Annotated in this window: 13 protein-coding genes; 11 read left to right on the top strand and 2 right to left on the bottom strand. The window is 74.6% G+C overall.

Features of this window, described 5'->3' with window-relative positions:
• Nucleotides 1-215 precede the first annotated feature (215 nt).
• The 6 genes from mihF (at nt 216) to ACIP60_RS28435 (ending at nt 6,567) form a co-directional block, all read left to right on the top strand.
• Entirely contained in the window at nt 216-542 is a 327-nt protein-coding gene (mihF, locus tag ACIP60_RS28460) for an integration host factor, actinobacterial type (protein ID WP_030459182.1), read from the top strand.
• A gap of 48 nt (nt 543-590) precedes the next feature.
• Nucleotides 591-1,148: a guanylate kinase gene (gmk, locus tag ACIP60_RS28455; RefSeq protein WP_400689430.1), complete on the top strand. Its 558-nt coding sequence runs from the start codon at nt 591-593 to the stop codon at nt 1,146-1,148.
• A gap of 52 nt (nt 1,149-1,200) precedes the next feature.
• The gene (gene rpoZ / locus ACIP60_RS28450) at nt 1,201-1,467 is read left to right on the top strand and encodes a DNA-directed RNA polymerase subunit omega (protein WP_030459184.1); all 267 of its coding nucleotides are present in this window, start codon (nt 1,201-1,203) and stop codon (nt 1,465-1,467) included.
• A gap of 194 nt (nt 1,468-1,661) precedes the next feature.
• On the top strand, nt 1,662-2,888 hold the full coding sequence (gene coaBC / locus ACIP60_RS28445; protein ID WP_400689426.1) for a bifunctional phosphopantothenoylcysteine decarboxylase/phosphopantothenate--cysteine ligase CoaBC: 1,227 nt from the start codon (nt 1,662-1,664) through the stop codon (nt 2,886-2,888).
• Nucleotides 2,889-3,134: 246 nt separating this feature from the next.
• The gene (gene metK / locus ACIP60_RS28440; RefSeq protein ID WP_400689423.1) at nt 3,135-4,346 is read left to right on the top strand and encodes a methionine adenosyltransferase; all 1,212 of its coding nucleotides are present in this window, start codon (nt 3,135-3,137) and stop codon (nt 4,344-4,346) included.
• A gap of 100 nt (nt 4,347-4,446) precedes the next feature.
• On the top strand, nt 4,447-6,567 hold the full coding sequence (locus ACIP60_RS28435) for a primosomal protein N' (protein WP_400689421.1): 2,121 nt from the start codon (nt 4,447-4,449) through the stop codon (nt 6,565-6,567).
• Nucleotides 6,568-6,781: 214 nt separating this feature from the next.
• Here ACIP60_RS28435 and ACIP60_RS28430 read toward each other — a convergent pair whose 3' ends face one another.
• Complete coding sequence (locus ACIP60_RS28430; protein ID WP_400689418.1) at nt 6,782-7,303, bottom strand: hypothetical protein; 522 nt, start codon at nt 7,301-7,303, stop codon at nt 6,782-6,784.
• Between the two features lie 216 nt (nt 7,304-7,519).
• Between ACIP60_RS28430 and def the strand changes: the two genes are divergently transcribed.
• The 3 genes from def to ACIP60_RS28415 all read left to right on the top strand — a co-directional run bounded on the left by def (nt 7,520) and on the right by ACIP60_RS28415 (nt 10,797).
• Complete coding sequence (gene def / locus ACIP60_RS28425) at nt 7,520-8,065, top strand: peptide deformylase (protein WP_100835238.1); 546 nt, start codon at nt 7,520-7,522, stop codon at nt 8,063-8,065.
• A gap of 214 nt (nt 8,066-8,279) precedes the next feature.
• Nucleotides 8,280-9,212, top strand: coding sequence for a methionyl-tRNA formyltransferase (fmt, locus tag ACIP60_RS28420; protein WP_400689415.1), 933 nt, complete (start codon nt 8,280-8,282; stop codon nt 9,210-9,212).
• Between the two features lie 151 nt (nt 9,213-9,363).
• Nucleotides 9,364-10,797 carry an RsmB/NOP family class I SAM-dependent RNA methyltransferase gene (locus ACIP60_RS28415; RefSeq protein WP_400689413.1) on the top strand — a complete coding sequence of 478 codons (1,434 nt, stop codon included), beginning with the start codon at nt 9,364-9,366 and terminating at the stop codon, nt 10,795-10,797.
• Between the two features lie 53 nt (nt 10,798-10,850).
• Here the strand turns inward: ACIP60_RS28415 and ACIP60_RS28410 are convergent, their stop codons facing one another.
• Complete coding sequence (locus ACIP60_RS28410; RefSeq protein ID WP_400689411.1) at nt 10,851-11,681, bottom strand: helix-turn-helix transcriptional regulator; 831 nt, start codon at nt 11,679-11,681, stop codon at nt 10,851-10,853.
• Between the two features lie 102 nt (nt 11,682-11,783).
• Here ACIP60_RS28410 and ACIP60_RS28405 point away from each other — a divergent pair, with 102 nt between their 5' ends.
• Together ACIP60_RS28405 and ACIP60_RS28400 are read left to right on the top strand one after the other, a co-directional pair.
• The gene (locus ACIP60_RS28405; protein ID WP_400689408.1) at nt 11,784-12,593 is read left to right on the top strand and encodes an SDR family NAD(P)-dependent oxidoreductase; all 810 of its coding nucleotides are present in this window, start codon (nt 11,784-11,786) and stop codon (nt 12,591-12,593) included.
• A 192-nt stretch (nt 12,594-12,785) separates the two neighbouring features.
• Nucleotides 12,786-13,757: an aldo/keto reductase gene (locus ACIP60_RS28400; protein WP_100835233.1), complete on the top strand. Its 972-nt coding sequence runs from the start codon at nt 12,786-12,788 to the stop codon at nt 13,755-13,757.
• Nucleotides 13,758-13,885 lie beyond the last annotated feature (128 nt).

Raw genomic sequence — 13,885 nt, 5'->3', positions numbered from 1 at the left:
ACTCGGTTGATTTGACCGGAAAACTCCCAGGTCGGCCCCTGCTGACCTGGACTTTTCGTGTTCTTTTCCTGACGCGGCGGCCCAAGTTGGGTAGTGTCCGGCGGTAGGACGCCAGTTGGCGGTGGTCACGGCCACCTCCGCAGGTCAGAGCCTGTGGCGTCCGGGCACCACCAAGTCATGGCTCATCCCTTCCATCCACACCTGAGGTGAACGGCGTGGCTCTTCCGCCCCTTACTCCCGAACAGCGCACCGCCGCGCTCGCCAAGGCCGCCGAGGCTCGCCGGAAGCGTGCCGACGTCAAGAACCGGCTGAAGCACTCGGGCGCCTCGCTGCACGACGTCATCAAGGCCGGCAAGTCCGACGACGAGGTCATCGGCAAGATGAAGGTCTCCGCCCTGCTGGAGTCCCTGCCGGGCGTCGGCAAGGTGCGCGCCAAGCAGATCATGGAGCGCCTGGGCATCTCCGAGAGCCGTCGCGTGCGCGGCCTCGGTACGAACCAGATCGCTTCCCTGGAGCGCGAGTTCGGCGGTGCCGCCTCCTGACCGGAGGCCGGTGTCGGCGGAACCTCCGCGATCCGGGATAATCGGTGCATGAGTGAGCGTCCGCGGCTGACCGTGCTCTCCGGCCCCTCCGGGGTCGGCAAGAGCACGGTCGTCGCTCATATGAGGAAGCAGTTCCCCGAGGTCTGGCTGTCGGTGTCGGCGACGACCCGGCACCCGCGCCCCGGTGAGCGCGACGGCGTGCAGTACCACTTCGTCGACCACGAGCAGTTCGACAAGCTGGTGGCCAACGGCGAGCTGCTGGAGTGGGCGGTCTTCGCCGGGAACCGGTACGGGACGCCGCGCCAGGCGGTGCTCGACAAGCTCGACAAGGGCGAGCCGGTGCTGCTGGAGATCGACCTCCAGGGCGCCCGGCAGGTCAAGGAGTCGATGCCCGAGGCGCAGCTGGTCTTCCTGGCCCCGCCGAGCTGGGAGGAGCTGGTCCGCCGGCTCACCGGCCGGGGCACCGAGCCGCAGGACGTGATCGACGAGCGGCTCGCGGTGGCGAAGGTCGAGCTGGCGGCGGAGTCGGAGTTCGACACGACCCTTGTCAACACCTCCGTCGAGCAGGTAGCGGCCGAACTGCTAGCCTTGCTCGGTGTAGCCTGACCGGATCGGCTGCACCCAGCCGGTCTGACAAAACCACTTCGGAAGGTTCAGCGTGTCCTCTTCGATGACCGCGCCCGAGGGCATCATCAACCCGCCGATCGACGAGCTGCTCGAGGCCACCGACTCCAAGTACAGCCTGGTGATCTACGCGGCCAAGCGGGCCCGCCAGATCAACGCGTACTACTCCCAGCTGGGCGAGGGCCTGCTGGAGTACGTCGGCCCGCTGGTCGACACCCACGTGCACGAGAAGCCGCTGTCGATCGCGCTCCGCGAGATCAACGCCGGCCTGCTCACCGCCGAGGCGGTCGAGGGCGCCTGAGCCCCGCGCTCCCCGGAGGGCCCGCCCGACGCCACCGCGCGTCGGGCGGGCCCTCCGTCGTTCCCGGGGCCGTGGGGCCGTAGGCCCGCGGGGGCCCGCGGGGTGTGCGCGGTGACACGTCGCAGCCGCGCGCTGAGGGGCCGTAAGGTGGGCGCGAGCCCGTCGCAGCGTCGCAGCAAGGAGAGCCGACCGTCATGAACGCGTCCCGTGTGGTCCTCGGCGTGAGCGGCGGGATCGCCGCCTACAAGGCCTGTGAGCTGCTGCGGAGGTTCAGCGAGTCCGGGCACGAGGTGACGGTGGTGCCGACCGCGGCGGCGCTGCACTTCGTCGGGGAGGCGACCTGGGCGGCGCTGTCCGGGCGGCCGGCGGCGACCGAGACCTGGGAGCGGGTGCACGAGGTCCCGCACGTGCGGATCGGGCAGCGGGCGGACCTGGTGGTGGTCGCCCCGGCCACCGCCGACCTGCTGGCGAAGGCCGCCCACGGCCTGGCCGACGACCTGCTGACCAACACCCTGCTGACCGCCCGCTGCCCGGTGGTGTTCGCGCCCGCCATGCACACCGAGATGTGGGAGCACCCCGCCACCCGGGAGAACGTCGCCACGCTGCGGCGGCGCGGCGCGGTCGTCATCGAGCCGGCCGTGGGCCGGCTCACCGGCGTCGACACCGGCAAGGGCCGGCTGCCCGACCCGGCCGAGATCTTCGCCGTCTGCCGCCGGCTGCTGGAGCGCGGCCCGCTGGAGCGCGACCTGACCGGCCGTCACGTGGTGGTCTCGGCGGGCGGCACCCGCGAGCCGCTCGACCCGGTGCGCTTCCTCGGCAACCGCTCCTCCGGCAAGCAGGGCTACGCGCTGGCCGCCACCGCGGTGGCCCGCGGGGCCCGGGTCACCCTGGTGGCCGCGAACACCGCGCTGCCCGACCCGGCCGGGGTGGACGTGGTCCGGGTCGGCACCGCGCTGCAGTTGCGCGAGGCGGTGCTGAAGGCCGCCGGGGACGCCGACGCGGTGGTGATGGCCGCCGCGGTGGCCGACTTCCGACCCGCCGAGTACGCCAGCGGCAAGATCAAGAAGGTGGACGGGGTCGAGCCCGCGCCGATCGTGCTGGTCCGCAACCCCGACGTGCTGGCCGAGGTCGCCGCCGACCGCCCCCGTCCGGGGCAGCTGGTGGTCGGCTTCGCCGCCGAGACCGACGACGTGCTGGCCAACGGCCGGGCCAAGCTCGCCCGCAAGGGCTGCGACCTGCTGGTGGTCAACGAGGTCGGCGACGGCAAGGCGTTCGGCCAGGACACCAACAGCGCCGTGCTGCTCGGCGCGGACGGCTCGGAAGTCCACATCGCGGACGGGCCGAAGGAGATCCTGGCGGACGCGATCTGGGACCAGGTCGCCGCCCGGCTGCCCCGCGACGGCGCCGAGGCGGAGCGTTAACCGACGCAACGCCCCGAGTTGTCCCGGTAGTTGGATCTTGCGGAGCCGCCGGTTCGGCCGCGACCCGCCCTGACCGGCGAAGATCCACCGGTGTGATCCGTGTCCCGGACACGACGGACCTTCGTCAGGAGTGCCCCGCGATCGGTAGCCGACCGTTACACTCCACTCCAGGAATCAAGTCTTTCCGGATGCCTCGGGACTTCCGAGCGCATTCAGTCAGCAGCCGCTGCAACCCCAGGGAGCGCTGTGTCTCGCCGCCTGTTCACCTCGGAGTCCGTGACCGAGGGACACCCCGACAAGATCGCTGACCAGATCAGCGACACCATCCTGGACGCCCTCCTGAAGGACGACCCGACCTCGCGCGTGGCCGTGGAGACCCTGATCACCACGGGTCTGGTGCACATCGCCGGCGAGGTGACCACGAAGGCGTACGCGCCGATCGCGCAGCTGGTCCGGGAGAAGATCCTGGAGATCGGCTACGACTCGTCGAAGAAGGGCTTCGACGGGGCCTCGTGCGGTGTGTCGGTGTCGATCGGCGCGCAGTCGCCGGACATCGCGCAGGGTGTGGACACCGCGCACGAGCACCGGGTCGAAGGCGACGTCGAGGACGAGCTGGACCGGCAGGGCGCGGGCGACCAGGGCCTGATGTTCGGTTACGCGTGCGACGACACGCCGGAGCTGATGCCGCTGCCGATCACGCTGGCGCACCGGCTGTCGCGGCGGTTGAGCGAGGTCCGCAAGAACGGGACGATCCCGTACCTGCGGCCCGACGGCAAGACCCAGGTCACCATCGAGTACGACGGCGACCGGGCGGTGCGGCTGGACACCGTGGTGGTGTCCTCGCAGCACGCCAGCGACATCGACCTGGACTCGCTGCTCACCCCGGACATCCGGGAGTTCGTGGTGGAGCCGGAGCTGAAGGCGCTGGCCGAGCAGGGCATCGAGCTGGTCACCGAGGGCTACCGGCTGCTGGTGAACCCGACCGGGCGGTTCGAGATCGGCGGGCCGATGGGCGACGCGGGCCTGACCGGCCGCAAGATCATCATCGACACGTACGGCGGCATGGCCCGCCACGGCGGCGGCGCCTTCTCGGGCAAGGACCCGTCCAAGGTGGACCGCTCGGCGGCGTACGCGATGCGCTGGGTGGCGAAGAACATCGTCGCCGCCGGCCTGGCCCGCCGGGCCGAGGTCCAGGTCGCGTACGCGATCGGCAAGGCCGAGCCGGTGGGTCTGTTCGTGGAGACCTTCGGCACCGAGAGCGTCCCGGTCACCAAGATCCAGGAAGCCGTCACCAAGGTCTTCGACCTGCGCCCGGCCGCGATCATCCGCGACCTGGACCTGCTGCGCCCGATCTACCAGCAGACCGCCGCGTACGGCCACTTCGGCCGTGAGCTGCCGGACTTCACCTGGGAGCGCACCGACCGCGTCGACGCGCTGAAGGCCGCCGCCACCAGCTGAGCACGCCCCATCCGCAGCCGTCCGTCCGGGGGTTCCCGCCCCCGGCGGGCGGCTGCGTCGTGCCGCCGGTGCTGTCGGCGGGTTCCGCTAGGTTGGGGGCGTGAGCAGCGCGGACGGCCCCGGGGAGCAGCTGGCGTTCATCCGGGAGACGGTGCGCCGGGCGAAGCCGCGGGCCGCGCGCGGCGTGGTGCCCGCCGAGCGGCAGCCGGTGGCGCGGGTGCTGGTCGACAAGGGCGTGCTGAGCCTGGACCAGTACTTCGACTACGCGGTGCCCGAGGCGATGTCCGAGGACGCCCGGCCGGGCGTCCGGGTCCGGGTGCGGTTCGGCGGCCGGGTCGGCGCGCACGGGCGGCGCGAGGGCGGGGCGCTGCACGACGGGTTCGTGGTCGAGCGGCGGGACGACTCCGACTACCCGGGCCCGCTGGCGCCGCTGGCCCGGGTCCTGTCGCCCGAGCAGGTGCTGACGCCGCAACTGCTGCGGCTGTGCCGGGCCGTCGCCGACCGCTACGCCGGGACGCTGGCGGACGTGCTGCAACTGGCGATCCCGCCCCGGCACGCCGGGGCGGAGGGCGAGCCGTCACCGCGCCCGCTGCCGCCGCCGGACGCGCCCCCGGCCGGGAGCTGGGAGCGGTACGTGCACGGGCCCGAGTTCCTCGGCTCGCTGGCGGGCGGGCACGCCCCGCGCGCGGTCTGGACGGCGCTGCCCGGCCCCGAGTGGCCGGCCGAGATCGCCCGGGCGGTCGCGGCGACCCTGGCCGCCGGGCGCGGCGCGCTGGTGGTGCTGCCGGACGGGCGCGCGGTGGCCCGGGTGGACGCGGCGCTGCGGGCGCTGCTCGGCGAGGGGCGGCACGCGGTGCTGGCCGCCGAGACCGGCCCGCAGGAGCGCTACCGGCGCTGGCTGTCGGTCAGCCGGGGCTCGGTGCGGGCCGCGATCGGCACCCGGGCGACGGTGTTCGCACCGGTGCGCGACCTCGGGCTGGTGGTGGTCTGGTCGGACGGCGACAGCAGCCACAGCGACCCCAACGCGCCGTACCCGCACGTGCGGGAGGTGGCACTGCTGCGGGCCGCCGAGGAGGGCGCGGCGGTGCTGCTGGGCGGCGTGTCGATGACGGTCGAGGCCGCGCAGCTGCTGCGCTCCGGCTGGGCCCGGCCGCTGGCCGCCGCCCGGGAGACGGTCCGGCGGACCGCGCCCCGGGTGCGCACGGTGACCGAGCACGACCAGGCCCGGGACGGAGCGGCCCAGGCCGCCCGGCTGCCGTCGGTGGCCTGGGAGACCGCCCGGGAGGCGCTGGCCCGGGGGCCGGTGCTGGTCCAGGTGCCGCGACGGGGCTACGCGCCCCGGCTGGTCTGCGGGAACTGCCGGGAGACGGCCCGCTGCCGGGCCTGCGGCGGGCCGCTGCAGTCGCCGGCGGCGGACGCCGCGCTGGTCTGCGCCTGGTGCGGCACGGAGGAGGCGGACTGGCACTGCGTCGAGTGCGGGTCGTTCCGGCTGCGGGCCGCGGTGGTGGGCGTGCGGCGCACCGCGGAGGAGCTGGGCAAGGCGTTCCCGCGCATCCCGGTGCGGACGTCCGGGCGGGACGCGGTGCTGGCGACGGTGCCGGGCACGCCCGCGCTGGTGCTGGCCACGCCCGGCGCGGAGCCGGTCGCGGACGGGCCCGGGTACGCGGCGGCGCTGCTGCTGGACGGCTGGGCGCTGCTCAACCGGCCCGACCTGCGGGCCGGCGAGGAGGCGGTGCGGCGCTGGCTGACGGCCGCCGCGCTGGTCCGCCCGGCGGGGGAGGGCGGCACCGTCGTGGTGGTCGCGGAGCCGGCGGCGCGGCCGGTGCAGGCGCTGGTGCGGTGGGACCCGGCCGGGCACGCCGGGACGGAACTCGACGAGCGGGAGGAGCTCAGGTTCCCGCCGGTCTCGCGGATGGCCTCGGTGACGGGGCCGGCCCGGGCGGTCGCGGACCTGCTGGGGCTGCTGCGGCTCCCGGCGGGCGCGGACGTGCTGGGGCCGGTGCCGGTGTCGGTTCCGGCGCACGGGGGTTCGGGGGGTTCCGGGGGGCCCGGGGGTTCCGGGGGAGCGCGGGAGGAGGGGGTGGAGCGCGCGCTGGTGCGGGTCGCGCCGGGGCAGGGGGCCGCGCTGGCGTCCGCGCTGAAGGCGGCGCAGATCGCGCGGCTGGCGCTGCGGGGGGCGGAGACGGTGCGGATCCGGGTGGACCCGACGGACATCGGCTGAGAGCCCCGCCGCGCCGGGCGTTGGCGGGATGGTGCGGAAACGGGGGCGCGGGGAACTGCGCGCGGCGGGAGTCGCGCGTCAGCGAGGTCGCGGGGTGGGGCAAGTTCTGGTCCTGCGTCGCGATCTGGCTGTGCGTGCTCGGTCGGCCGTGCGGTTCCCCGCGCCCCTGGTGTCGCGCGTTCCGGTGTCGCGCGTTCCGGGTTCGTCCGGAGCGTCAGCGGGTGCGCTGGGGCATCAGGGGGCTGGCCTGGCGGGCCTGCGGGATCGGGGGGCGGGCCGCGGCGGCGGCGTGTTCGGCCGCGGTGGTGGCGATGGTGGCGGTGGTGGCGATGGGCGGCGGGGCGGTGGGGGTCTCGGTGTCGCGCGGGGTGGGGAGGAGTTCGCCGGTGGGGCGGCGCATGCCGTAGCGGCGGTGGACGGCCTGCTTGGTGACGCCGAGGGCGGAGCCCACGGAGTCCCAGGAGAAGCCGAGGGCGCGGTCGAACTCGACGGCGGCGGCGACCAGGGTCTCGACGCTCTCGCGCAGTTCCTGGGCGAGCCGGACCGTCGGGGCCGGGGCGCGGCCGTAGACCACGAATCCGGCGGACGTGCTGGGGCGGCGGGGCCGGTAGACGTTGCCCAGCTGGGCGGTGAGCGTGCGCAGGGCGTCGACCTGGCGGCGGACCCGCTCGATGTCCCGCACCAGCAGGTGCAGGGACGCCCGGGCCCGGGCGTCGTGGTTGATCTGCTCGGCCATGGCCTCGTTGCCACCTCTCGGTCGGGTCGCGTGCTCGGGGCGCTCGCGCGTCCCGGTCAATTCGCATTGACCAACGCACGGCGGGTCGTTGGGTCACGCGCGGACTGCGACTCGGGATATGCCAGTGGCCGCTCCGAAGCGCCGCCGGAGATTGCATAGACTTCCCGGAGGCCGTCCTTTCCGGGCGGTCCTGTCGGTGCAGAGGGAGTCGCAGTCTTGGCAGTTCAGCCGATCCGGATCTTCGGGGACCCGGTGCTGCGGGCCACCGCGAAGCAGGTGACCGTCTTCGACAAGGAGCTGCGGAAGCTGGTGAAGGACCTCACCGACACCATGCTGGAGGCTCCCGGGGCGGGGCTGGCGGCGCCGCAACTCGGCGTCTCGCTGCGGGTGTTCACGTACCACGTGGACGGCGTGGTGGGCCACCTGATCAACCCGGACCTGTCGCTCAGCGAGGAGGAGCAGGACGGCCCCGAGGGGTGCCTGTCGCTGCCCGGCCTGCGGTTCGACACCAAGCGGGCGTACGGGGTGGTGGCCCGGGGCGTCAACATGTACGGGGACCCGGTGACGGTGGAGGGCACCCAGCTGATGGCGCGCTGCATCCAGCACGAGACCGACCACCTGGACGGGATCATCTTCATCGACCGGCTGGACCGGGAGGCCCGGAAGGCCGCCATGAAGGCGATCCGGGAGACGGACTGGGGCGGCGGCCCCGCGCCGACGGTGCGGATCTCGCCGCATTCCACCTTCGGCCCGATCCGCTGACGGTCCGCCCGACGGTTCGTCCGCCGACCGCGCGCGGACGCCGCCCGACGCCGGGCGGAAAAGCGGTGCCCGGAACGGCGGGCCGCCCGGCGGGCATTCTCCGGCAATCCGACGTTCCGACCGTTCGCATCCCAGCGAACCCAGCGAACCCAGCGAACCCAGTGTTCCCCGTGATCCCAGCGATCCCCGTGATCCCAGTGAAAGGCCCCCGCCCGTGCGTCTCGTCTTCGCCGGCACCCCCGAGGTCGCCGTTCCCGCCCTGGACGCCCTGCTGGCCTCCCGGCACGAGGTGGTCGCCGTGGTGACCCGCCCCGACGCGCCGGCCGGGCGCGGGCGCAGGTTGGTGGCCAGCCCCGTCGCGCAGCGCGCCGAGGAGGCGGGCATCGAGGTGCTCAAGCCGGCCCGGCCGAGCGAGCCGGAGTTCCTGGCCCGGCTGGCCGAACTCGCCCCCGACTGCTGCCCGGTGGTGGCGTACGGCGCGCTGATCCGGCCCGGCGCGCTGGAGATCCCGGTGCACGGCTGGGTGAACCTGCACTTCTCGCTGCTGCCCGCGTGGCGCGGCGCCGCGCCCGTGCAGCACGCGGTGCTGGCGGGCGACGAGGTGACCGGCGCGTCCACCTTCCTGATCGAGGAGGGACTGGACTCCGGGCCGGTGTTCGGCGTCCTGACCGAGACGGTCAAGCCCACCGACACCAGCGGCGACCTGCTCGGCCGGCTCTCCCGCGCGGGCGCCGAGCTGCTGGTGCGCACCATGGACGCGATCGAGGACGGGCAGGCCCGGCCCGAGCCGCAGCCGCTCGCCGGGGTCTCGCTGGCGCCCAAGCTCACCGTCGAGGACGCCCGGATCGAGTGGACCCACCCCGCGCTGCGGGTCGACCGGGTGGTGCGCGGCTGCGCGCCCGCGCCCGGGGCCTGGACCACCTTCCGCGGCGAGCGGCTCAAGCTGACCGGCCCGGTGCGCCTGCTGCCGGGCGAGAGCGCGCTGGCGCCGGGCGAGCTGGCGGTGGCCAAGAACAGCGTCCGGGTCGGCACCGGCAGCCACGAGGTGGAGCTCGGCGAGGTCCGTCCGCAGGGCAAGAAGGCGATGCCGGCCGCGGACTGGGCGCGCGGCGCCCGGATCGAGACCGGGGAGCGCTTCGAGGGCTGAGGGCTGAGGGCCGCCGGTCGTACGGGGGCGGGGACGGGGCGGGTCCGGACGGCGGGAGCGGGGGCGGGCGGCGGGTTCGGCCTAGACTTGGGGCGAGACCCCTCGGTGGGTCGGACCTGATCCGCAGCACCTTTGTTTCGAGGCACCCGTTGTGAGCACCCCCGCCGGCGCGAAGCGCGCCCCCCGTCCGCACCGCCGTCCCAAGAAGGACCCCGCCCGGATCGTCGCGTTCCGGGCGCTGCGGGCCGTCGACGAGCGTGACGCGTACGCCAACCTGATCCTGCCGTCGCTGCTGCGCGAGGCCGAGCGCAAGGGCATGGAGCGGCGCGACGCCGCGCTCGCCACCGAGCTGGTGTACGGCACGCTGCGCGGCCAGGGCACCTACGACGCGGTCATCGCGGCCTGCGTGGACCGCCCGCTGCGCGAGGTCGACCCGCCGGTGCTGGACGTCCTCTCGCTGGGCGCGCACCAGCTGCTCGGCACCCGGATCCCCAGCCACGCGGCGGTCTCCGCGACCGTCGAGCTGGCCCGGGTGGTGCTCGGCGACGGCCGGGCCAAGTTCGTCAACGCCGTGCTGCGCAAGATCAGCGCCCAGGACCTGGCGGGCTGGGTCGCCCAGGTCGCCCCGCCGTACGAGGACGACGCCGAGGACCACCTGGCCGTCGTCCACTCCCACCCGCGCTGGGTGGTCTCCTCGCTGTGGGACGCGCTCGGCCGCTGGCAGCCGGACGCGAGCGGCCGGGAGGCGATGGAGCGGCTGCTGGAGGCCGACAACGCCCGCCCCGAGGTGACCCTGGTCGCCCGGCCCGGCCGCTCCTCGGTCGCCGAACTGCGCGCGGCGCTGCCCGAGGTCGAGGACGGCCGCTGGTCGCCGTACGCGCTGCGGCTCACCGACGGCGGCGACCCGGCCGGGGTGGACGCGGTGCGGGAGAACCGGGCCGGCGTCCAGGACGAGGGCAGCCAGCTGGTCGCGCTCGCCCTCGCCAACGCGCCGCTGGACGGCCCCGACCGGCTCTGGCTGGACGGCTGCGCGGGCCCCGGCGGCAAGGCCGCGCTGCTCGGCGCGGTCGCCGCGGAGCGCGGCGCGGCGCTGGTCGCCTCCGAGAAGCAGCCGCACCGCGCCCGGCTGGTGGCCCGCGCGCTGGACGGAAACCCCGGCCCGTACGCCGTCATCACCGCGGACGGGACGCGGGGCGCCTGGGAGCGGGGCGCGTTCGACCGCGTCCTGGTCGACGTGCCGTGCTCGGGCCTGGGCGCGCTGCGCCGCCGCCCGGAGGCGCGGTGGCGGCGCCGCCCCGAGGACATCGCCGGATTCGGTCCGCTGCAAAGGGAGTTGCTCCGTTCGGCGCTGGACGCGGCGCGGGTCGGCGGCGTGGTCGGCTACGCGACCTGCTCCCCGCACCTGGCGGAGACCCGGGCGGTGGTCGACGACGTGCTGCGCGGCCGGGAGGACGTGGAGTGGATCGACGCCCGCCCGCTGCTGCCCGGCGTCCCCGACCTGGGCGACGGCCCGGACGTCCAGCTGTGGCCGCACCTGCACGGGACGGACGCGATGTACCTGGCGCTGCTGCGGCGGACCGCCTGACGGCGGGCGGGAGCCGGGGCGGCACCGCGGGGGCCGGTGCCGCCCCGGCGGGGTCAGCCGGTGAGCGTCTGGGTTCCCAGGACGGAGAGCAGGGCGAGGCGTTCGGCGTCCTCGGTGTCGGGCCCGGCGGTGTAGACCATGATGCGCAGCCGGCTGCCGGCGACGTGCAGGACGTCGCAGTCCAGGGTGAGGGGGCCGACGGCGGGGTGGTCGACGGTCTTGCGGCTCGACTCGTGCTCGGCGGTGGTGCCGGTGTCCCAGAGCTCGGCGAAGCGGGCGCTGCGCCGTCGGAGCCGGGTGATCAGGTCGGCGAGCGCGGCGTCGTCGGGGTAGAGGGCGCTGGTGCGGCGGAGGTCGGCGGCGAGGAGCCGCTGGAGGGCGCCGTTGGATTCGGGGGTGTGGCGCACCCGGGTGGTGGAGGTGACGAAGGCGCGCCAGGCGGCGTTCAGGTCGGGGCCGGTCCACTCTCCCATCAGGGCGGTGTGGAGGGGGTTGGCGAGGAGCTGGGTCCAGGTGGCGTCGTAGACCGCGACGGGGGTGGTGGTGAGGCGGTCGAGGATGCGGTGGACGCCGGGGGTGATGTGGCGGGGGACCGTGGCGGGGCCGGGCACGGCGAGTCCGGCGAGGCGGAAGAGGTGTTCGCGTTCGCCGCTCTCCAGGCGCAGGCCGCGGGCGAGGGCCTCGACGACCTGGGGTGAGGGGTTGCGGGCGCGGCCCTGTTCCAGGCGGACGATGTAGTCGGCGGAGATCCCGGTCAGGTGGGAGAGCTCTTCGCGGCGCAGCCCGGGGGCGCGTCGGCGGCCACCGCCGGGAAGGCCGGCCCGGTCGGGGGCGATGCGGTCGCGCCAGGCGTGCAGGGCCGCGCCGAGTTCTGTCGAGGGCATGCCCTCATTGTGGCAAAAGGGCGCTTTGTGTTTCCTGGTACCGATGGTCCCAGGAAAGCGGGTCCACTCCCTGACGGGGCGATCGGTGCGCATGCTGGAGGCATGAGTGAGACACGACGTGAGGAAACACCCGCCACGGGCAAGCTCGCCCTCGTCACCGGCGCGACCTCCGGCATCGGCAAGGCGTTCGCCGAACGCTTCGCCGCCGACGGCTACGACCTGATCGTCGTCGGCCGCCGCCGGGACCGCCTGGAGGAGTTCGCCGCCGCGCACCCCGAGGTCGAGGTCCGCACCGTCGCGGCCGACCTCTCCACCGAGGAGGGCATCGACGCCCTCGCGGCGATCTGCGCGGCCGAGCCGCTGGACGTGCTGGTCAACAACGCCGGCGTCTCCCACTACATGCCGCTGGCCGACCTGCCCGCCGACAGGGCCCGCGAACTCGTCAACGTCAAGGTCCTGGCCCCCACCCAGCTGATGCGCGCCGCGGTGGGGCCCATGCAGCGCCGCGGGACGGGCACCATCCTCAACGTCGCCGGTATGATCGCCTTCTCCGGGCCCGCCGACAAGAGCGTCATGCCCCGCCGCGCCGTCTACGCCGGGACCCTGGCCCACCTGGTCGCCATGACCCAGGCCCTGGCCGCCGAGGTCGAGGACTCCGGCGTCACCGTCGCCGTGGTCTGCCCCGGCGTGGTGGCCACCGAGTTCCACTCCTCCCAGGGCATGGACCTGAGCGCCGTCCCCCGGATGAGCGCCGAGGACCTCGTCACCGGCGCCCTGCGCGGCCTGGAACTCGGCGAGACCGTCATCGCCCCCGGCGTCGAGGACTACCGGCTGCTGCGGAACGTGTTCACCGCCGACCTCGCCGCCTTCGGCGGCCAGTCCCCGGCCCTCGCCACCCGCTACACCGCGTAGCCGCGGCGGCCGGGGCCCCTCGGGGGCGGACGGTTCCTGACGGCGGGTCGGCTGCGGGTGCGGACGCGACGGGGGCGGCGAGGCGGGCGGGTCGGGGGCGGCCGGTCGCGGCCGGTCGTGGCCGGTACTGGACGGTGCTGGACGGGCGGGTGGTACTGGACAAGTCGGCCGGTGCGGCGGAGGGTGGAAGCCATGGAGTACACCCACCTCGGCCGCACCGGCCTGTCCGTCTCCCGGCTCTGCCTGGGCACCATGAACTTCGGCCCGCACACCGTGGAGGCCGACGCGCACCGGATCATGGACGCCGCGCACGGGCACGGCATCAACTTCTTCGACACCGCCAACGTCTACGGCTGGGGCGAGAACAGGGGCCTCACCGAGAGCATCATCGGCAACTGGTTCGCCAAGGGCGGCGGACGGCGCGAGAAGACCGTGATCGCCACCAAGCTGTACGGCGACATGGGCGACTGGCCCAACGAGGGCAAGCTCTCCGCGCTCAACATCCGCCGCGCCGTGGACGCCAGCCTGCGCCGCCTGCAGACCGACCACATCGACCTCTACCAGATGCACCACGTCGACCGGGACACCCCCTGGGACGAGGTCTGGCAGGCGATGGAGGTGCTCACCCTCCAGGGCAAGATCATCTACGTCGGCTCCTCCAACTTCGCCGGCTGGCACCTCGCCCAGGCCCAGGAGACCGCCAGGGCCCGCAACTTCCTCGGCCTGACCAGCGAGCAGTCGCTGTACAACCTGATCGAGCGCAGCGTCGAGCTGGAGGTCGTCCCCGCCGCCCAGCACTACGGACTCGGCCTGATCCCGTGGTCCCCGCTGCACGGCGGCCTGCTCGGCGGCGTGCTGCGCAAGGAGCGCGAGGGCGTGCGCCGCGCCGAGGGCCGGGCCCAGGACACCCTGAACGAGCACCGCGAGCAGATCCAGGCGTACGAGGACCTGTGCGAGGAGCTCGGCCACGAGCCCGGCGACGTCGCGCTGGCCTGGCTGCGCGGCCGTCCGGCCGTCACCGCCCCGATCATCGGCCCCCGCACCGAGGAGCAGCTGGACGCGGCGGTGCGCTCGCTGGAGGTCCGGCTGGACGCCAAGGCGCTGGAGCGGCTGGACGAGATCTTCCCCGGCTACCGCACCGCGCCGGAGCACTACGCCTGGTGAGGCGCTGACGGCTGGCGGCGGCTGGCGGCGGCTGACGGTTGTCGAGCGTTGTCGAGGGCTGTCGAGGGCTGTCGACGGCTGTGGGGGGCGGTCCGGCGGGGGTTCCTCCGCCGGGCCGCCCGTCCGTC

It is taken from the genome of Kitasatospora sp. NPDC088783 (assembly GCF_044750705.1).
In the GTDB taxonomy this organism is placed as follows: Bacteria; Actinomycetota; Actinomycetes; order Streptomycetales; family Streptomycetaceae; genus Kitasatospora; species Kitasatospora fiedleri.
Note: the sequence above shows the minus strand (reverse complement) of the source record. Positions and strands in the feature narration are given on the sequence as shown.

What these genes read in the sequence shown, in the direction of transcription:
- gmk (WP_400689430.1), top strand. Translation starts at nt 591, where the DNA reads ATGAGTGAGCGTCCGCGGCTGACCGTGCTCTCCGGCCCCTCCGGGGTC.
- coaBC (WP_400689426.1), top strand. Translation starts at nt 1,662, where the DNA reads ATGAACGCGTCCCGTGTGGTCCTCGGCGTGAGCGGCGGGATCGCCGCC.
- ACIP60_RS28430 (WP_400689418.1), bottom strand. Translation starts at nt 7,303, where the DNA reads ATGGCCGAGCAGATCAACCACGACGCCCGGGCCCGGGCGTCCCTGCAC.
- ACIP60_RS28410 (WP_400689411.1), bottom strand. Translation starts at nt 11,681, where the DNA reads ATGCCCTCGACAGAACTCGGCGCGGCCCTGCACGCCTGGCGCGACCGC.
- ACIP60_RS28405 (WP_400689408.1), top strand. Translation starts at nt 11,784, where the DNA reads ATGAGTGAGACACGACGTGAGGAAACACCCGCCACGGGCAAGCTCGCC.
- ACIP60_RS28400 (WP_100835233.1), top strand. Translation starts at nt 12,786, where the DNA reads ATGGAGTACACCCACCTCGGCCGCACCGGCCTGTCCGTCTCCCGGCTC.